This is a genomic window from Actinocatenispora sera (assembly GCF_018324685.1).
Taxonomy (GTDB): Bacteria; Actinomycetota; Actinomycetes; order Mycobacteriales; family Micromonosporaceae; genus Actinocatenispora; species Actinocatenispora sera.
Genome location: NZ_AP023354.1, coordinates 2,982,116 through 3,000,889, shown reverse-complemented (window position 1 = coordinate 3,000,889; position 18,774 = coordinate 2,982,116). Strand labels below are relative to the sequence as shown.

The 18,774-nt window shown below is 72.5% G+C and carries 18 protein-coding genes; 9 read left to right on the top strand and 9 right to left on the bottom strand.

Going from position 1 to position 18,774, the window contains the following annotated elements; all coding sequences use genetic code 11:
- Nucleotides 1-288: 288 nt before the first annotated feature.
- Nucleotides 289-867: a YceI family protein gene (locus Asera_RS14370; protein ID WP_030448531.1), complete on the bottom strand. Its 579-nt coding sequence runs from the start codon at nt 865-867 to the stop codon at nt 289-291.
- Nucleotides 864-1,205, bottom strand: a complete 342-nt coding sequence (locus Asera_RS14365) for a rhodanese-like domain-containing protein (protein WP_030448532.1) — start codon at nt 1,203-1,205, stop codon at nt 864-866. The genes Asera_RS14370 and Asera_RS14365 overlap by 4 nt, the downstream gene beginning before the upstream one ends.
- Before the next feature lie 42 nt (nt 1,206-1,247).
- On the opposite strand from Asera_RS14365, the gene Asera_RS14360 reads away from it, so the two are divergent.
- On the top strand, nt 1,248-1,892 hold the full coding sequence (locus tag Asera_RS14360; protein WP_084132434.1) for a TetR/AcrR family transcriptional regulator: 645 nt from the start codon (nt 1,248-1,250) through the stop codon (nt 1,890-1,892).
- On the opposite strand, the gene Asera_RS14355 is transcribed toward Asera_RS14360, so the two are convergent.
- Nucleotides 1,876-2,511 (bottom strand): LysE family translocator, encoded by a 636-nt coding sequence (locus Asera_RS14355; protein WP_035297996.1) that lies wholly within the window; start codon nt 2,509-2,511, stop codon nt 1,876-1,878. The genes Asera_RS14360 and Asera_RS14355 overlap by 17 nt on opposite strands.
- An 84-nt stretch (nt 2,512-2,595) precedes the next feature.
- Between Asera_RS14355 and Asera_RS14350 the strand changes: the two genes are divergently transcribed.
- Nucleotides 2,596-3,126 (top strand): CGNR zinc finger domain-containing protein, encoded by a 531-nt coding sequence (locus tag Asera_RS14350; protein WP_157035072.1) that lies wholly within the window; start codon nt 2,596-2,598, stop codon nt 3,124-3,126.
- A 46-nt stretch (nt 3,127-3,172) separates the two neighbouring features.
- On the opposite strand, the gene Asera_RS14345 is transcribed toward Asera_RS14350, so the two are convergent.
- The gene (locus Asera_RS14345) at nt 3,173-3,592 is read right to left on the bottom strand and encodes a cupin domain-containing protein (RefSeq protein WP_030448536.1); all 420 of its coding nucleotides are present in this window, start codon (nt 3,590-3,592) and stop codon (nt 3,173-3,175) included.
- Nucleotides 3,593-3,671: 79 nt separating this feature from the next.
- Nucleotides 3,672-4,565, bottom strand: a complete 894-nt coding sequence (locus tag Asera_RS14340) for an aldo/keto reductase (protein WP_030448537.1) — start codon at nt 4,563-4,565, stop codon at nt 3,672-3,674.
- An 87-nt stretch (nt 4,566-4,652) separates the two neighbouring features.
- Between Asera_RS14340 and Asera_RS14335 the strand changes: the two genes are divergently transcribed.
- The 3 genes from Asera_RS14335 to Asera_RS14325 all read left to right on the top strand — a co-directional run bounded on the left by Asera_RS14335 (nt 4,653) and on the right by Asera_RS14325 (nt 6,952).
- Nucleotides 4,653-5,564, top strand: a complete 912-nt coding sequence (locus Asera_RS14335; protein ID WP_211255730.1) for a helix-turn-helix domain-containing protein — start codon at nt 4,653-4,655, stop codon at nt 5,562-5,564.
- 22 nt (nt 5,565-5,586) lie between these two features.
- The gene (locus Asera_RS14330; RefSeq protein WP_030448539.1) at nt 5,587-6,024 is read left to right on the top strand and encodes an SUKH-4 family immunity protein; all 438 of its coding nucleotides are present in this window, start codon (nt 5,587-5,589) and stop codon (nt 6,022-6,024) included.
- Nucleotides 6,025-6,736: 712 nt separating this feature from the next.
- A complete protein-coding gene (locus Asera_RS14325) occupies nt 6,737-6,952 on the top strand; it encodes a hypothetical protein (RefSeq protein ID WP_157035073.1) in 216 nt (71 codons plus the stop codon).
- A 122-nt stretch (nt 6,953-7,074) separates the two neighbouring features.
- On the opposite strand, the gene Asera_RS14320 is transcribed toward Asera_RS14325, so the two are convergent.
- Together Asera_RS14320 and Asera_RS14315 are read right to left on the bottom strand one after the other, a co-directional pair.
- Nucleotides 7,075-7,455 carry a VOC family protein gene (locus tag Asera_RS14320; protein WP_030448540.1) on the bottom strand — a complete coding sequence of 127 codons (381 nt, stop codon included), beginning with the start codon at nt 7,453-7,455 and terminating at the stop codon, nt 7,075-7,077.
- Nucleotides 7,456-7,570: 115 nt separating this feature from the next.
- Nucleotides 7,571-8,449 (bottom strand): LysR family transcriptional regulator, encoded by an 879-nt coding sequence (locus Asera_RS14315; RefSeq protein ID WP_030448541.1) that lies wholly within the window; start codon nt 8,447-8,449, stop codon nt 7,571-7,573.
- A 121-nt stretch (nt 8,450-8,570) separates the two neighbouring features.
- On the opposite strand from Asera_RS14315, the gene Asera_RS14310 reads away from it, so the two are divergent.
- From Asera_RS14310 to Asera_RS14300, 3 genes are all read left to right on the top strand, one after another.
- On the top strand, nt 8,571-9,941 hold the full coding sequence (locus tag Asera_RS14310; RefSeq protein WP_211255731.1) for an MFS transporter: 1,371 nt from the start codon (nt 8,571-8,573) through the stop codon (nt 9,939-9,941).
- 315 nt (nt 9,942-10,256) lie between these two features.
- On the top strand, nt 10,257-11,021 hold the full coding sequence (locus tag Asera_RS14305; RefSeq protein WP_030448543.1) for a GNAT family N-acetyltransferase: 765 nt from the start codon (nt 10,257-10,259) through the stop codon (nt 11,019-11,021).
- Nucleotides 11,022-11,183: 162 nt separating this feature from the next.
- On the top strand, nt 11,184-12,128 hold the full coding sequence (locus tag Asera_RS14300) for a phosphotransferase family protein (RefSeq protein ID WP_084132438.1): 945 nt from the start codon (nt 11,184-11,186) through the stop codon (nt 12,126-12,128).
- A 77-nt stretch (nt 12,129-12,205) separates the two neighbouring features.
- On the opposite strand, the gene Asera_RS14295 is transcribed toward Asera_RS14300, so the two are convergent.
- Together Asera_RS14295 and Asera_RS14290 are read right to left on the bottom strand one after the other, a co-directional pair.
- The gene (locus Asera_RS14295; protein WP_211255732.1) at nt 12,206-13,903 is read right to left on the bottom strand and encodes a glycosyltransferase family 39 protein; all 1,698 of its coding nucleotides are present in this window, start codon (nt 13,901-13,903) and stop codon (nt 12,206-12,208) included.
- Between the two features lie 24 nt (nt 13,904-13,927).
- Nucleotides 13,928-14,623, bottom strand: a complete 696-nt coding sequence (locus Asera_RS14290) for a TetR/AcrR family transcriptional regulator (RefSeq protein WP_030448546.1) — start codon at nt 14,621-14,623, stop codon at nt 13,928-13,930.
- Between the two features lie 308 nt (nt 14,624-14,931).
- On the opposite strand from Asera_RS14290, the gene Asera_RS14285 reads away from it, so the two are divergent.
- Nucleotides 14,932-18,756, top strand: coding sequence for a beta-galactosidase (locus tag Asera_RS14285; RefSeq protein WP_157035074.1), 3,825 nt, complete (start codon nt 14,932-14,934; stop codon nt 18,754-18,756).
- Nucleotides 18,757-18,774 lie beyond the last annotated feature (18 nt).

The following is an 18,774-nucleotide window of genomic DNA, read 5'->3' as shown; positions in this document are numbered from 1 at the left end:
ACTCCCGTCCGCCTCGTCGCCGCCGCAGCGACGCGAGGGCCGTGCCGTGTGGTCGGTGGTCACCGACATCTCCCCGTGCGCCGGGGCCACCCCGGCGACCGTCACCGTAGCTGGGACGCCTCGGCGCCGTCACGGCGGAGTCGTACCGGCACCCGCTCGGTCGGCGGACCGCCCCGATCCCGGTTGGCGGGGCGGCGAGTCGGTTCGGCCCCGCGCCGCCGGGCCACCCAGGATCGGGCGCCCGGCGGCGCTGTGCCCGACCGTGGCTCGCGGTCGTGGCATACCTGGTCAGTGCGGCTCCAGTACGGTCTCCACCTCGATCTCGACGGTGATCTCGCGGGAGACGAGCAGGCTGCCGCTGTCGAGCACCATGTTCCAGGTCAGCCCGAACGCCTCCCGGTCGATGGTGGTGGTGGCCGAGAAGACGGCGCGGTCGCCGCCCCACGGATCGCGGACGTGCCCGCGGAACTCGGCGGCGAGCTCGACGGACCGGCTGACGCCGTGCACGGTCAGCTCGCCGGTGACCGTTCCCTGCGTACCGTGCCAGCGCACCTCGGTGCTGCGGAACGTCGCGGTCGGGAACCGCTCGACGTCGAACAGGTCCGCCGAGCGCAGGTGCTCGTCGCGGGTGGCGTCGCCGGAGTCGACGGTGGTCATGTCGATGTCGACGGTGACCGACGAGTCGGCCGGTGCCTCCGCCACCGCGACGGCGCCCCGGACCCCGGTGAACCGACCGCGGACCTTCGTGATCAGGAAGTGCCGGCCCACGAACGCGACCTCGGCGTGGCCGGGGTCGATGCGCCAGCTGCCGGGCGCCGGAAGCGTGACCCCGTCGACCGTTCGTACCGGCATGGGTGTGGTGGTCATGCCCGCGCCTCCGTCGCCGACTCGGTGGGTAGGCCGGCGCCGACCCAGTCCTCGATGCCGTCCCGGTAGGTCCGGACGTCGGTGTACCCGAGGCGTTCGAGCCGCGCGGCGACGTCCTTGCTGTTGCCGCAGGCGGGGTTGGAGCAGTAGACGGCGATCGGCGCGGCGGTGTCGGGCAGCAGGTCCGCGGCCCGGGCCTGGACCTCGGCCGCGACGAGCGGGATCGCGCCCGGCAGGTGCTGCCGCTGCCAGTACTCGCCGCCGAGGGCGTCGACGACGGTGACGGTGCCGGTCTCGACGGCCGCGCGCAGCTCGTCGCGGGTGATGGATGCGGTCATGGGTGGCGTCCTTCGGTAGATTCGGACTACAGTCCACTTGCCATGGACGACATTAACGGACCGCAGTCCGCTTCCGCAAGTGCTCCCCCGGAGTTGCTGCGCCTCGCCGCACCCACCGCGCCCGCGACCCGCGCCGACGCGGTGCGGAACCGGGCGAAGATCCTCGACGCCGCCGAGCGGCTGTTCGCCGAGCACGGCGTCGGCGCGGTGTCGATGGACGCCGTCGCCGCCGCCGCCGGCGTCGGCAAGGGCACGCTGTTTCGCCGGTTCGGCGACAAGGCCGGCCTCGCCGTCGCGGTCCTCGACGCCCGCGAGAGCGTGCTGCAGCAACAGATCCTGTCCGGCGAGCCGCCGCTGGGGCCGGGCGCGCCGGCCGGGGAGCGGCTCCGCGCCTTCCTCGGCGCGTACGCGGAGTTCCTCGACACCCACCTCGACCTGATCCGGGTGTCCGAGACCGCAAGCCCCGGCGCCCGGTACCGGATCGGCGCGTACCGGTTCTGGCATCGGCACGTGGCGATCCTGCTGCACCAGGCGCGACCCGAACTCGACGCCGACTACCTGGCGCACGCGCTGCTCGCGCCGCTCGCCGCCGACCTACGCGCCGCGCTCACCGGCGAGTACCCGGCCGCGCGCGCGGGGGCCGGCCTCGATCACCTCGCCCGCGCGCTGCTCAGCGCCACGCCGTGACCACGTCGACCACCAGCAGGACGGCCAGTACCGCGAAGGTGGCGCCGGCCAGCACGGTGAGGGCGCGGCCGGCCCGCGAGCCCGGCGCCAGCGCGGTGCGCAGTTGCCCGGCGGCGAGCCCGATCGCACTGTCCACCACCAGCCCGACGAGCAGAAACACCGCGCCGAGCACCAGGAGCTGACCGGCGACCGCACCGCGGTCGGCCCGGACGAAGTGCGGCAGGAACGCGGCGAAGAACAGGATCACCTTCGGGTTCGCGAGGTTGGTCAGGGTCGCCCGGCGCAGCAGCTGACCGCGGCTCGGCGCGACGCGCCCGGTCAGCCCGCCGGCGGCGGCGGAGCGCAGCGTGTCCACGGCGAGCCAGCCCAGGTAGACCGCGCCGGCGAGACGGATCGCATCCAGCGCGACCGGCACGGCCGTCACGAGCGCAGCGACCCCCACCACGGTGGCCGTGACGTGCACGACCATGCCCAGCGCCATGCCGGCGGCGGACAGCACCCCGGCCCGCGGGCCGTGCGCGGTGGCGGCAGCCACGATGTAGGCCATGTCGGGCCCCGGGGCGAGGGCGATCAGCAGCACGGCCACGACGTAGGCGGGCAGCAGGCTGGCGTCGATCATGACCGAATCCGTAACGCACTGGACATGCTTAGTACCGTACGCCAAGCAACGCGCTGACGCTAGGCTGCGCGTTACACTCGTGGGGTGCCGATCACTCTCGATCCGATGCAGCCGGCCGCGCTGGTGGAACTGGTGAACGAATGGGGCACCGTGCCGCGCGAGGTCGCCGGCGAGACCGACCACCCGTTCCCGGCCCGGCCGCCGGCCGGCCTCGGCGTGCCCGAGGAGCAGGTCGACGAGCCGGCGATGCGCCGCGCCGCCGACCTGCTGCATCCGGTCTTCGCCAGCACCGATCCGGCCGAACGCGTCGCCCTGGTCGCCGCGATGCTCACCGACACCGGGGTACGCCCGACCATCGTCGACGGCGCGGACGGCGTCCTGGCCGCCTGGACGGTCGGCGCGCCCGCCCACGCGCTGGTCGCAGCCGGCGCCCTGACCCTGCGCGAGCACCTCGACCGGTACGGCAGCGATCGACTGGGAATCTGCACCGGGCGGGCCTGCGCCGACGTGTTCGTCGACGCCTCCCCCACGCACGATCGTCGCTTCTGCTCGGTGACCTGTCAGAACCGGGCCCGCGTCGCCGCCTACCGACGCCGCCGCCGGGCAACGACCTGACCTCGGGTGCCTCCCGCCGCCGGTGGACCGCCGCTGCGGCCGCTGGTCATCGCTGCACGGCCACGGCGGCGTTGGCGGCGGCGTACTGCTCGTCGGTGACGGCCTCCCGCCAGGTCGTGGCGTCGGCGTGGCCGGCGGCGTCCAGGATGGCGTAGTGGCACATCATGTGCTCGGCGGTACCACCGTGGAAGTGCTCCTCGCCGGCCGGTGTCCACACGCTCTCGCCGGCACGCAACAGGACGGTGTTGCCGTCGCGGGTGGCGACCAGTCCCACGCCGTCGGTGCAGACCAGCAGCTGCCCGTTGGCGTGCGAGTGCCGGTTGCTGCGGGCACCGGGGGTGAACCGGACCAACACGACGGTCAGCCGGGAGCTGCCGTCACCGTCGAAGACCGGATCCAGCCAGACCTCACCGGTGAAACTCGCCGCCGCCATCCGCATGGTGCCGGCCCGAGGATTCTTCTGCATCTCGATGATCTCCGTATCGCGTGTGCCGGGCAGGATCGAGCCGCCGCGAGGCGGCTCCGGCTGGTTGGCGTTGCCGGACTCAGTCCTCCGGGATGACCCGGGCGAACATCTCCGGGCGGGCCACGTCGGGGTCGGGGCCGTTGCGTACGCCGGTGTCCAGCGCATCCATGCTCGCGACCTGGTCGGCGGTCAGCTCGAAGTCGAAGACGTCGAAGTTCTCCGCGATCCGGCCCGGGTTGGTGGACTTGGGGATGGCGGAGCGGCCGTGCTGCAGCTGCCAGCGCAGCATCACCTGCGCCGGCGACTTGCCGTGCTCGGCGGCGATGGCGCCGATGGTGGGATCGTCGAGAACGTTGCGGCGGTGCTCACCCCAACCCGGGTAGAACGTGATGCCACCGATCGGCGACCACGCCTGGGTGAGGATGCCGTGCTCGGCGTCGGCGCGCTGCACCTCCGGCTGCGCGAAGTACGGGTGCAGTTCGATCTGGTTGACCGCAGGCACGATCGTGGTCTGCTTCAGCAACTCGTCGAGGTGGTGCGGCATGAAGTTGCTGACACCGATCGCGCGGACCTTGCCGTCGGCCAGCAGCGTCTCCAACGCCTGGTATGCCGCGATCGTCTGATCGAAGCGGTCCGGGGCCGGCTGGTGCAGGATGAGCAGATCGAGCTGGTCGACGCCGAGCTTGCGGGCGGCCTTGTCGAACGCGTGCAATGTCGTGTCGTAGCCGTAGTCGCTGACCCACACCTTGGTCTCGACGAACACGTCGGCGCGGTCCACCCCGGATCGGCGGATGCCCTCGCCGACCTGACGCTCGTTGAAGTACGCGGCGGCGGTGTCGATGTGCCGGTAGCCGACCCGCAGGGCCGTCTCGACCGCGGCCGCGGTCTCCTCCGGCGAGCTCTGGAACACGCCAAAGCCGAGCGCGGGCATGGTCACACCGTTGTTCATCAGCAGGTCTGGAGTCGAGGTCATGCGTCCGAGGCTAGAAGCCGAACGACCGGGCTGAGAGGTAAAGGCTTTACCTCCCTGGCCGGCGCGCCGGCGCCTACCGTGGACCGGGTGGACACCCCGCAGCAACGCGCCCAGGTCAGGGACTTCCTGATCTCCCGACGCGAACGCATCACCCCGCAGCAGGCCGGGCTGCCCGCCTACGGCGGACGCCGGCGCGTCAAGGGCCTGCGCCGCGAGGAGGTCGCATTGCTCGCCGGGGTCAGCGTCGACTACTACGTGCGGATGGAACGGGGGAACCTGACCGGCGCCTCCGACTCCGTCCTGGACGGTGTCGCGAACGCCCTGCAGCTCGACGAGGCCGAGCGCGAGCACCTGTTCGCGCTCGCCCGCGCCGCCGGCCCCGCCACCAACCGTCGCCGCCGCCCCGCCGCGACCACGGTACGGCCGGTCATCCGGCAGGTGCTCGACGCGATCACCGACGCACCCGCCTGGGTACGTAACTCCCGGCACGACATCCTCGCCATGAACCCGATGGCGCGGGCGCTCTACTCCCCCGTCCTCGCCTCGCCGGTGGCCGGTGCGAAGGGCAACCGGCCCGCCAACACCACCCGGTTCGCCTTCCTCGACCCGGCGGCGCGGGAGTACTTCGTCGACCACGATCGCATCGCCGAGGACGCCGCCGCGGCGCTGCGGCTGGAAGCCGGCCACAACCCGCACGACCGAGCCCTCATCACCCTCATCGGCGAGCTGTCCACCCAGAGCGAGCTGTTCCGCCGGCACTGGGCCTCGCAGAACGTCAAGTTCCACCGCAGCGGCCGCAAGCGGCTGCGCCACCCGGTCGTCGGCCGGCTCGACCTCAACTTCGAGTCGATGCCGCTGGCCTCCGAACCCGAACTGCGGCTCAACATCTACACCGCCGACCCCAACACCCCCACCGCCGACAACCTGAAGCTGCTCGCCACCTGGGCCGCCACCCTCGCCACCGAACCCGTCGACACCACCGACACCGCCTCGACGTAGGCGGTGCGGATAGATTCCGCGCATGGATGATGCCGCGCTGGTCGCGTTGTTCGCCGGCTCCGCCGGCTGCCCGTACCCGGGCGAGTGGCAGGCCGCTCCGCTGTCGGAGCGCTCCGTCGGCGGGGTGCCGCACGCGATCGTGGCGCTCGATTCCGGCATCAGCGCCCTGGGCGTACGCCGCGACGACGGATCGCTGTGGATCCTGCCCGACGACGACGAACCCGATCTGGTCAACGCCAGCGTCGAGGCGTTCGTCGCGTTCACGCACGAGTATGTGAAGGCCAACGCCGAGGTGGAGGCCCACGAGTCGAACGATGCCGAAGCGTCCGAGCGTGGCGCAGACCAGTTCGCCGATGCGCTGCGGGCCAGGTTCCGGGAACTCGACGCACCCGCGGTCGCCGACGAGGACTCGTTCTGGAGTATCGCCGCCGAAGAACTCGGCTACAGGATGATCGTGTGACCGGTCGGCACGCACCACGCCGGTGGAGCACGGCTGGCCGCAGACCCAGGTGTGTCGCTGGAGGCGTTGGCGGAGTACCCGGTCCACGTGGTCTGCCCCGGCTGCCGGGGCCGTGCCGAGGTGGCGCCGTGGCTCGGCGATCAGGCTCCCGATCGGTACTCGGACCGATGGCCGCGCCGACTATCGTGCCGTGCATGTGGCCACGTACGGGACTCGCCCGGCGCGGGACCGGTCACGTACTCGTGCCAGGGCGGGGGCGGGCCGAGCGATCCGTACTTTCATCAGCCGCTGTGGCTGCGGGAGCGCTGCTGCGGGCAGACTCTGTGGGCGTTCAACGAAGCCCACCTGGACGTCCTGGAAGGCTACGTCGGTGCGCGGTTGCGCGAACGCGGCGACGTCGGCGGGCTGACGATGCTGGCCCGGTTGCCCGGCTGGCTGAAGTCGGCGAAGAATCGCGGCGAGATCCTGCGCGTCATCGACCGACTGCGCGCAACGCTGCCCGCCCCGCTGGTAGCTGAGATTTCAAACCCGCAGCGGAGCCGGCGTCACAGGAGGCGGGCGAGGCAGTTCCTTCAGCCCGCCGGCCACGCCGGACGGCGGGGTCTTCTCCTGCGGGCAGCCCCACCAACCGGATGACATTGTCGGGCTGGACGAGCCGGCCCGGCCCGGCGGCGGACCCGCGGCATGCAGGATTCCTGATGGGGGTGATCGTGTGCAGATCCGTATTGGTGACAGGGTTTTCGATCGCGACGACCACGAACGGCGCGGCGACCTGTGCGCGTCGCGGGGGACGGTGGTCGGGTTGCTACCGGGGCAACTGGCGTTGATCGACTGGGATCGTGCCGGGTCGGCAGCGCATCCGTTGACCGAGCTCGAACCAATCCCGTCGCCGCATCGTCGGGTCACTCGAACCGAGACACACCGCTGACCGGGCGCCCGAGACCACCGGGCGGGGCGGTGCCGGATGCACAACCGATCCGGGCGCCCGCGACGGCCCAGCGGAGGGGCGGAGGAACGACCGATCGGGCGCGCGGAGCGCCGGCGGGCGGGTCAGACCGGGTCGATGCGGGCGCGGAGCAGGCAGAACTCGTTGCCCTCCGGGTCGACCAGTACGTGCCAGGGTTCCTCGCCGGTCTGGCCGATGTCGGCCGGGCGGGCGCCGAGCTTCAGCAGGCGCTCCAGTTCGGCGTCCTGGTCGCGGTCGGTGGGGTTGAGGTCGATGTGCAGCCGGGACTTGCCCGGCTCCGGCTCGTCCCGGTAGCTGAGGATGATCGTCGCCTGCGGGCCGCCCCATCCCTCGCGCGGACCGATCTCCAGGGTGCCGTCGTCCTCGCGGTCGAGTACGACGAAGTCGAGCATCTCGCACCAGAACCGCGCCAGCAACTGGGGGTCGCGACAACCGAGGACGAGTTCACCGATACGAGCCGCCATGAACCAGATACCCACTCTCGAACGCCGGAACGCGTAGCCGAGGGGCGGTGGCGTCCCCGCGGCGAAACGCGATCGTACCCACCGGGGGCGGGCGCCGGCGAGCGGAATCCGCCGGTCACGCCCGGGTCAGCGCGTAGAGCAGCGGCCGGAGCCGGTCGGCCGCGTCGTCGTCGTGCCGCCAGATCAGCCGCAACTGCAGCGGCGGTACCGCTACGTCCAGCGCGGCGAGGCGGCCGGAGTCGAGGTCGGCACGGACGGCGAAGCGGGGCAGCAGCGCGATGCCGCGGCCGGTGGCGACCCAGTCGCGTACCTGGGCCAGGCCGCCGACGGCGGTGAGGTCGACGTCGGGGCCGAGCCAGCGCCGGGTGGCCATCCAGAACGAGCAGCCGGGCTCGCGCCCGAGCAGCCCGCCGGTGCGCCGGATCTCGTCCATGGTCGCCGGCCGGCCGAGCAGCGGATGGCGTGGCGCGGCGACCACGGTCATCGCCACGGTACGCAGGTCGAGATGTTCCGGCGCCGATGCCGGCGGCGGGAACCCGAGATCGCCGACCTGCTCGCCGGTGTCGAGCAGGACCGCGGCGTCGATCTCGCCGCCGTCGAGCGCCGCCAGCAGCCGCCCGCGGTCGGGATCCGGCCGGAGCCGTACCCGAAGGTCGGGGTGCGAGCGACGCAGCTCGTCGAGTACCGCCGGGAGCAGTTCGTCGGCGACGGACGCCTGCGCGCCGACGACCAGACCCGGCGTGGCGTGCAGGTGCTCGGCGGCCTCGTCGAGCGTCGCCAGCGCGGTGGCCGCGGCCCGGAGGTAGTCGCGGCCGGCGGCGGTCGGGTGCATGCCGGTGTGGTCGCGGGAGAACAGCGGCGCGCCGAGTTCGGCCTCCAGCCGGCGGACGCGGTCGGACACCGACGACGGCGCGAGGCCCTCGGCCGCGGCCGTGCGGTTGATCGTCCGGTACCGCAGCAGCGCGAGCGCGGTGCGGAGTTGGTCCAGGTCCACCCGCCCAGCGTAGGCAGGTGTTCGGAGATGCCGAACGGGGATGCGGCCGGGCCGGTCGAACCGGGCGGCGTACGGGAGCAGCGTGGTGCAGCGTCCCGTCACCGTCGGTACAAGGAGAGTCGTGTCCGCGCCCACCGTGCCCGCCGAACGTTCCCGGACCCCGCAACTGCTCGGACTGTCGCTCGCGTACTTCATGGTGTTGCTGGACACCACGGTGCTCGCCGTCGCCGAGCGCAGCATCATGACCTCGCTGCACACCGGCGTCGTCGGCGTCGGCTGGGCGACCACGACCTACACCATGGCGCTGGCCGCCGCGCTGGTGCTGGGCGGCAGCCTCGCCGACCGGCTCGGCGGCTACCGGGTCTTCGTCGTCGGGGTGGCCGGCTTCGGCGCCGCCTCGCTGGCCTGCGCGTGCTCGCCCGACCTCGCCGCGCTGCTGGTGTTCCGGGCGCTGCTGGGGCTTTTCGCCGCCGCGATCGTGCCGAGCTCGCTCGCCCTGATCGCCCACCTGTACCGGCAGCCGCGCTCGCGCGGGCGGGCGATCAGCGCCTGGGCGGCGATCAGCGGCGCCGCGATGGCGGCGGGCCCCGTACTGGGCGGGTGGTTGATCGCCGTGGCGGGCTGGCGCGCCGTGTTCGTGCTCAACGCGCCGCTGGCGCTGGTCGTACTGGTGCTGTGCCGGTCGCGGATCGCCACCGTGCGGCGGGCCCGGGCGATCTCGTGGCTGCCGCATCTCGTGCTGGCCGCGACGCTTGCCTCCGCGACGCTCGCGATCACCCGGGCCGGCCAGCGCTCGTGGCCGCAGGCCGCCCTGTTCGGCCTGGTCGCGCTGGCTCTGGCGTTCGGCACGGCGGCGATCGATCGGTCCTCGCCGGCGCCGCTGGTCCCGGGCTCGCTGCGGCGCAACCGGCCGGTGTGGACCGCGTTCGGCTGGGGCGCCGCGATCAACTACGCGCTGACCACGGTGATCTTCTCGATCCCGCTGGTGCTGGCGGCGAGCCCGGCTCGAACGGGGGTCGCGCTGCTGCCGATGACGCTGCTGGTGGCGGTCAACCCGCTGCTGACCGGGCGGCTGGTGGCCGCCTTCGGACCGGTGGTGCCGATCAGGCTGGGTTTCGTCGCGTTCCCGGTCGGGCTGTGCCTGGCCGCGGCCGCGGTGGCCGGCGACCACGCCGTACTGCTCGGTGTCGGGCTGTTGCTGTGCGGGGCCGGCGTGTCCTGGACGCTGCCGGCGTTGGTGGGCTACGCGGTCGACCGTGCCGCGCCGGATGCCGCCGGCGCGGTCGGCGGCATCCTCAACGCCACCCGCCAGGTCGGCGCCACCCTCGCTGCCGCGGCGGCCGGTGCCACCCTGTCGCCGCGCACGCCGGCCGTACCGTTCCTGATCGCGGCGGCGGTCTGCCTGATCGGCCTGGCCAGTACCGTGGCACGGCACCGTTCCCGCACCCCGGACCGGGCGCCCGAGCTGCCCTCCGATCGGGTCTCGAACTGAGCACCGGGTCGCGGTGCCCAGCCGACCCTGCCGGGGCCGCCCGCGCAGGTTCCGATAACCGTTTGCCGGCACGCCGGCGGCCCTGGCATGCTGGCCGGCGCGCTGCGGCCACGCAGCCGCGCTCACGGTGAGGAACGAAGCCAATGAACTCGGCGCGCCCCAGCGGCCGCCGCCGGCACTGACCGGCTGCCACGCGGCAGCCGCACTGCCACGCCCCCGCGGCGGCCCCACGATGCGGTGTCCTGCACACCGCCGTTCTCTCCTGCCCCGCACCGCCGGGGCTTCGTTCGAGACTTCGTGAGGTCAGTACCCACCATGGACACCCAGATTCAACGCTTCGCCGTGGCCAACCTTCGGCGCCGCCCGCTGGTCGTCGAGACCGGCGGATTCGTCGCAGGATTCAGCCCGGACACCGACAGCCCGTACCTGAACTACGCCACGCCGCTGCCCGGTGCCGCGCCGACCGCGAACGACGTTGCCGGCCTGGTCGCGCAGTTCCGGGACCGCGGTCTGCTGCCCCGGCTGGAGTTCGCGCCGCAGGCCGCACCGCGGGTCGAGCCGGCCCTGCGCGCGGCCGGCTTCACCACCGAGGCGGTACACGAGTACCTCGTCTGCACCCCCGACACGTTGACGGTTCCCCGGGCCGTCTCGGTTCCCCGGGTGCAGACACCCGCCACCGACGAGCAGTACGCGGCGCTGGATGCCGCGCTCGGTGAGGCGTTCGGCGACGGTTTCGCGTCCTCCCCGGAGGGCGTCGCCCGGCTGCGGCGCATGCAGGACGACGGCGGGGCGGTGCGCTTCGTACCGGCAGCCGACGGCGGCTGTGCCGGTGGGGCGGCGTGCTCCCCGCCGGCCGAGGACACCGCCGAGCTGGGCGGTGTCGGTACCCGGCCCGCATACCGCGGACGGGGCATCGCGACCGCGGTGACCGCGGCGCTGGCCGAGGCGATGTTCGTCCAGGGAGCCGGATCGGTGTGGCTGGAGTACTCCGGCGACGGCTCCCGCCGGGTCTACGAGCGCGTCGGTTTCCGGCCGCAGGGCACCCGCCTCTACCTCTCGCTGCCCGTACAGCGGTCGTAGCGACCGGGGAGCCGCCGGCCGTAGCGCCGGCGGCTCCCCGCCGTGCCCACCTCACCCGCCTACTCCATCGCGCCAGTCCCCGGTGGTGTCCGGCCGGGTCATCGCCGCTGCGGGTGAGAAACGGCTGTCGCCGGGGGTTCCGCGCCCAATAGCCTCGATCACATGACCGACGGCGACTGGCGGGACGGCGGGTTCAGGCAGCGTCGGCCCTCCGCGGAGACCCTCGCCTGGGTTGCGGCCTCGATGGGTCGAGGCAGCCGCGTCGTCGGCTACCGCCGATTGACCGGTGGTGTCTGCTCTGCCGTGCACCGGGTGACTGTCGAGGGGCGTGGCGGGCGAAGTTTCGTCGTGCTGCGGCAGTACCCGGCCGGGCTCGGCCTGCAGGAAGCCTTGGCGAACGAGATCGCCAACCTTGGTGTCGTGGCGGGAAGCGGGCTCCCGGTCCCGAGCGTCCTGGCCACCGACGTGGCCGGTGCATCGACCGGCGGCGCGCCGTCGTTGCTGATGACCCGGCTGCCGGGGCACGTTCACCTCGATCCGGCGGACCCTCGGTCGTGGCTGACGCGGATCGCGGAGATCGCCGTGTCGCTGCATTCCCTCGATCTACCCGCGGAGACGTTCGACCCGTGGACGGATTCCTGGATCGCGCCCGTCGGCGAGCTCCGGGTGCCGGCCGGCGCGCGGAGGCCAGCTGTGTGGAAGGCGGCGTTTGCCGCCATGGCGGCGCCGCCACCGGAGGACACCGCCGTGTTCCTGCACGGCGACTTCCTGCCGGTCAACCTGCTGTGGTCGCGCGGGAGAATCACCGGGCTGACCGACTGGAACGGCATCCATCGAGGGCCGCGCGCGATCGACGTCGGGCAGTGTCGCCGGTACCTGGCGGCGCTCGAATCGCCCGAGTGGTCCGAGCAGCTCCGGTTGCTCTACGAGTCGATCGCCGGGGTGACGCTCGATCCGTGGTGGGACCTGTACGCCCTGCTGCACCATGGCGACAGCCAGCCGAAGTGGATCCGCGGTCAGGTCGCCGGGCGCCGTCCCGTCGAGGTGTCCGGCATGACTTCCCGGGTCGAGGATGCTGTCGAGGCGGCGCTCCGGCGCCTCGGATAGCTGCCGGTCGCTCTTCCGGTCCCGGCATGCCGCACAGACCGGCGGCACCCGCGCGGCCGGCGCAGTCGAAGTCGGGCCTAGTCGAGGTGGCGGAGAGCGGGCCAGAGTCGGGTCCAGTTGCCGTGTGGCCGGGAGCAGGAGTAGATGGCGGCGTGCTGGGCGGTCTCCTCGTCCACGATGCCGCCCGGGGTGGTGATCGGCGCGATCTCCCGCACGTCGGACCAGGCGCGGTGCAGGTAGTGCGGGTGGAACTCGCCGACGCACAGCACGTGGTCGGGCGTGGTACCGGGCGGCGGGCCCCACAGCATGTATGCGTTGTGCCCGCTGGCGACCGGTAGTCGCAGCCCGTCGGCCGGGCCGAGCGTGGTCAGCGCCCCGGCCTCACCGTAGTTGCTGGTGAAGATGGTGGTACCGGGCGGCATCGTGGCCGCGGCCGCGGTGACCTGCCGGACGAACGACGGCCAGCCGTAGGTCTCCACCGGCTGCGGGTTGACCGCGCGCAACACGTTCTCGGCGCGTACCGGCAGCACCGGCAGGCCGAACACGACGGCGAAGATCCCGCAGGTGACGATCGCGACCGGGTACCGCCAGCGCTGCCGCGGCGCCGTCGCGACGCTGCGGGCCTCGAACCACCTGCTGCCGGCGGCGAACAGCCCGATCAGCACCGGCGCCGGGTAGTAGCTCTTGCCGCCGCTGGCGGTGAACACCACGATCGCGGTCGCCGCCACCACGAGGATCCACCGGTGGTTGCGGCCGGACTCCGAGGCCAGCCAGCGGATGCCGAAGAACCACAGCGTGACCAGCGGCGGACCGGCCAGCAGCAGCGCCAGTTCGGGCAGCTGGGCCAGGGAGCCGAGCGGGCCGCCCTGCTGCGCCGCCAGTACCGCGCCCATGTGCAGTTCGGGCCAGCCGTGCCGGGCGTCCCACAGCAGGTTCGGTACGGTCAGCAGTACAGCGAGCGCCGCGCCCAGCCACGGCCCGGCGGTGCGCAGTGCGGCGCGGTGGAACAGCAGCACGCCGATCGTGATGCCGAGCAGCAGCACGCCGATGGTGTCCTTGTTCTCCAACCCGATCCCGGCGACGGCGCCCGCCAGCAGCCAGCCGCGCACCGTGCCGGTACGCAGCGCGCGGGTCACGGTGAGCAACACGGCGGCCCAGGCCAGCTGGTCGAGCACGGTGGTACCGAACAGCATCGAGGCGGCGACGAACACCGGGCAGGCGGCGACGGCGCCGGCCGCGACGGCCTGGGCGCGGCCGCGCCCGCCGAGCTCGGCGACCAGCGCGGCGACCAGCAGTACGCAGCCGAGCTGGGCGGCGATCGCGAGCAGCCGCAGCGGCAGTACCCCGCCGGGCAGGTCGGCGGCCAGCCGGGCCAGGAGCGGGGCCAGCGGCGGCTGATCGGGGTAGCCCCAGGCCAGGTGACGGCCGGAGATCACGTAGTAGAACTCGTCGCGATGCCAGCCGAACCGGGTCGCCACCGCGAGGTGCACGAGCCCGGTGACCGCCATGATCGCCAGTACCGGCCGCCACGCCAGCGTGGCACGCCGCCTCCCGTCGACGGTGGGTTCGTCCCGGGCAGGGCCGGCGACGGACCCGGAGAGCGGCTCGTCGGCGCCCCGATCCGGCGCGGCGGACCCGGAGAGCGGCCCGTCGGCGCCCCGGTCGGACGCACCGGACCCGGACGCCGGCTCGTCGGCGCCCCGATCGGGCGCGGCGGGTCCGGCGGCGGGCGCGCCGGCACGGTGGGCGGTGGCGGGTAGTTCGAGATCGGGCACGACGGTGCGGTCTCCGTTCGAGGGTCAGGCGGGCGTGTCGGGGACGAACGCGGCGAGCAGCAGGTGACGCACGGTGCGCCGGCACGCGTCGTCGTCGAGGTCGGCGGAGTCGGGGTCGTCGCGGCGGTGCCAGGCGAACCAGGTGACGGTTTCGACGATGAACCGCGCCGCGGCCGGCACGTCCGGCATCGGGCGCAGCGCACCCGAGCGCAGGTGGCGCTCCAGGAACTCGGCGAGCGAGGCGAGCAGCGCGCGCCGGCGCCGCACGAAGTAGTACTGCGCCAGCTCGGGCAGGTCGGCGGCGCAGCGCTCGACCAGCGCGAGCAGGTGCCGGTTGTGCTCGACGAACCCGTACAGCTCGTCGACGACGGCGGCGAGTTCCGCGGCGACCGCGACGTGTGGGCGGTCGGGGCCGACCGCCGCGGTCAGTACCGGGAACGGGTCGTCGCCGGTCTCGAACGCCGCGGCGACCTGCGCGGCGGTCGGTGTGGCCACCGGAATCTCCAGCCCGGCCAGCGCCTCGGGTCGCGTCAGTCGCAGCAGCGCGAGGTAGAGCAACGCCTCCTTGCTCCGGACGTACGTGTAGACCGCGCCGTGGCTGAGTTTCAGCGCAGCGGCGACGTCGGAGATCCCGGCCGCCCGGTAGCCCTTGGTCAGGAACACCCGTGCCCCGGCCTCGGCGATCTCTGCCACCGGCCTCGGCGGTACCCGTCCACGCATGGGCTGATTATTGACTGACGAAGTCAGTCAGTCAAATGGAGGCGGCATCTCGACCGGAATGCGGCGGCGCGCTGGTATTTGGACGTAATCGTTCATGAACAACCAGGCTCGAACGGCCTGGGCCCGCTCGGCCTGGGACAACTCTTGACAGGTTCGCTCGCGAACGATCAAACTCCAACGCAATCCACCCTCCGTGGACAGGTGAGTTTCTACTGGTAGAGACCAGGAGCCGCACGATGCTGCGTTCGAACTCTCACGCCCCCTCAGCTCGCTCGCACTGGCCGCACCGGCGCGCGTTCACCCGAACCGTGATCGGCCTCGCCCTCGTGGTGACGATGCTCGCGGCGAGCTTCGACTCCACGGCCGGCGCCGCCCCGGCTCCCGCCGGCCGGGCAGGCACCGCGACGGCGCACACGGTCACGTTCGACAAGTACTCGTTGCTGCTCGACGGCAAGCGGACCTACGTCTGGTCCGGCGAGTTCCACTACTTCCGGCTGCCCAGCCCGGATCTGTGGCGCGACGTGTTGCAGAAGATCAAGGCCGAGGGCTACAACGCGGTGTCGCTGTACTTCGACTGGGCCTACCACTCCCCCGCACCCGGCCAGTACGACTTCGGCGGCGTCCGCGACGTCGACGAGCTGCTCGACATCGCCCAGCAGACCGGGTTGTACGTCATCGCCCGCCCCGGGCCGTACATCAACGGCGAGACCAACGGCGGCGGGTTCCCCGGCTGGCTGACCACGCAGGCGGGCCGGGCACGCAGCGACGCACCGGACTACCTCGCGGCCGCCGACGAGTGGCTGCACCACATCGATGCGATCCTGGCCCGCCACCAGTACACCAACGGCACCGGGCCGGTGATCCTCTACCAGATCGAGAACGAACTCGCCTCGACCGGGACCGCGCAGAAGAACTACCTGCAGCACCTGTACGAGATGGCTCGCCAGGACGGCATCACGGTGCCGATCTTCCACAACGACAAGGGCCGCAACGGCGTGTGGGTGCCCACCGGCAGCGACGTGCCCGGCACGGTCGAGGGACCGACCGACCTGTACGCGTTCGACGGCTACGGCGGCGGTTCCTGCCACAGCAACAACACCCCCGGATCGCCCACCGTCGCACCGGACTGGGGCATCTGGGGCGCCGGCGGTGCCAAGGGCGGCTCGACCGCCTCGCCCAACACCCCCGGTTTCGTCGCCGAGCGCGGCGGCGGCTGGTTCGACTACTGGGGCGGTCCGGGCAGCTACGAGTGCATGTCGAAGCAGGAGGGCTCCGGCTACGAGCGGGTCACCTACGGCACCGACATCGCCAACCGGCTGAGCATCCACAACGTCTACATGACCTACGGCGGCACCTCCTGGGGCTGGCTGCCCGCGCCGGTGGTCTACAGCTCGTACGACTACGGCGCCGCGATCAGCGAGGCCCGGCAGATCCGGCCGAAGGCCACCACGATGAAACAACTCGGCCTGTTCCTGCAGAGCGTCGAGCCGGTGACCAAGGTCGACAAGGGTGACCCGATCACGCCGTCGAGTTCCGAGATCAAGGTCTACCACGACGTCAATCCCGACACCGGAACCCACTTCTACGTGGCGATGCACGACCCGTCCAACGCCACGACCGACACCGCGTTCAGCTTCCCGGTCGACACCGCGGACGGCAGCTACACCGTGCCGCAGCAGGGTCGGCTGCGCATCGACGGGCAGGACGCCAAGATCCTCACCGCGAACTACGACCTGGACTCCGCGGCCGGCACCGCCAGCCCACACCTGGTCTACTCCACCTCGCAGATCATGACCCACCTCGACACGGGCAAAGGCCAGCTGGCGCTGCTGTACGCGCCGCACGGCGAGGACGGCGAGACCGTGCTGCGCTACGACAGCGAGCCGACGGTGCAGGTGCTGTCCGGATCGGTGGCGAGCAGCTACGACGCCACCAGCGGCGACCTGCGGCTCGACTACGTGCACGACGGTCTCGCCCGGGTCCGGATCAGCGGCGGCGGGCGGGATCCGCTGACGCTGCTGCTGGCCGACACCGACACCGCCGGTACGTTCTGGCAGCAGGACACCGCGGCCGGCCCGGTCCTGGAACGCGGCCCGGAACTGGTCCGCACGGCGGCCTCGCACGGCGCCAGCCTGCACCTGACCGGCGACACGACCGACCCCGCCCCGCTGGAGGTGTGGGGCCCGGCCAAGATCCGGTCGATCGTCTGGAACGGCGACGACGTGGCCACCAAGGCCCAGCCAGACGGCAGCCTGCTCGCCACCTCGAAGCTGCCCGGCGCGCAGGCGGTGACGCTGCCCGACCTGGGCACCGCCACCTGGCAGACCGCGGCCGGCTCGCCGGAATCGACGCCCGCATTCGACGACTCCGGCTGGCAGCACGCCGACCGGACCACGACGAACTCCACCACCAAGCCGCCGGCGGGCCAACCGGTACTGACCGCCGACGACTACGGCTTCCACCAGGGCGACGTCTGGTACCGCGGCCGCTACACCGGCGGCTCGGACGCCAGTACGATCGCGCTGCGCTACGGCGGTGGCGGCGCCGGCATGCTGCAGGCCTGGCTGGACGGCGTCTACCTCGGCCAGGACGTGCTCAAGACCGGCGCCAGCAGCCCGCCGACCACCGGTACCGCCACGTTCACGGTGCCCGAGCGGTTGCGTACCAACGGTTCGCACGTGCTGTCGGTGATGGTCCGCAACGACGGCCACAACGAGGACGGCGGCGTCAACGACGCGCACAAGGAGGGGCGTGGGCTGATCGCGGCCACGATGACCGACTCGGCAGGTAGCCCGGCGCAGCCGGCCATCAGCTGGCGCATCCAGGGCAACCTGGGCGGCGAGAACATCGTCGACACCGCCCGCGGGGTGATGAACGCCAGCGGTCTCTACGGCGAGCGGCACGGCTGGCAGCTTCCCGGCTACCCCGACGGCTCCTGGGCGAACACCACCCTTCCACAGGCCGGCGCGGCGCCCGGCACCACCTGGTACCGCACCCGCGTGTCGCTGAACGTACCGGCGGACGACGACGCCTCGATCGGCCTGACCATCGGCGATCCCGACACCGCCCGGTCGGACGCGAACTACCGGGCGCTGATCTACGTCAACGGCTGGAACGTCGGCCAGTACATCGCCGACGTCGGCCCGCAGCACACCTTCCCGGTGCCCGACGGCATCCTGAACCCGCGGGGCGACAACACCATCGCGCTGGCCGTGACCAGCGACGGCGGCCCCGGCAACGGGCCGGAGAAGGTGGCGCTGACCGACCTGGGCACCGTGCGCGGTGGCGTCACGGTGCACCAGAACCACGCCCCGAACTGGAGCGCCAGCGTCTACGGCCGGCCCACGTTGCCGAGCCGGGCCTCCGTCACCCCGCTGACCAGTACCGACATACCGGATCAGCCGAAGCCCGGGGACAGCTTCACCGTCGGCGGTGTGCTGCGCAACGACGCGGGCGGGACCCTCACGGCCATCGACGCCCGCCTGGACGTACCCACCGGCTGGAGCGCCACCGCGGTCCGGCAGGCACCGGCCATGCTTGCGCCGGGCGCGACGGTACCGCTGAGTTGGCGGGTCACGGTCGGCTCCGATGCGCCGGCCGGCGCGTACTCCCTGGCCGCGATCGTCGGCTACCGGCAGGACGGCGCCACCGCCCGGGCCGGATCCACCTACCCGGTCACGATCCGCCCCGCCGGGCTGGTGTACGTCAGCGACCTTCCGTTCGTCTCCGCGACGAACGGCTACGGCCCCGTCGAACGCGACACCAACGTCGGCGGCAGCGGCGCCGGGGACGGGAGCCCGATCACCATCCGCGGTACCACCTACGCCAAGGGCGTGGGTACCAACGCGGTCAGCACCGTGGTCCTCGATCTCGCCGGAAAGTGCACCTCGTTCAGCAGCTACGCGGGTGTCGACGACTCCGCTGGCGGGAAGGGTTCGGTCACCTTCACCGTGCTCGCCGACGGCCGGACGGTGGCGAGTACCGGCGTGCTGACCGGAACCACCGCAGCCCAGCACCTGACCGCCGATGTCACCGGCGTGCACGAACTGGTCCTGCAGGTCGGTGACGCCGGCGACGGCATCGGCCACGACAACGCCGACTGGGCCGACGCCCAACTCACCTGCACCGGCTGACCCAACCCGCCCGAAGCC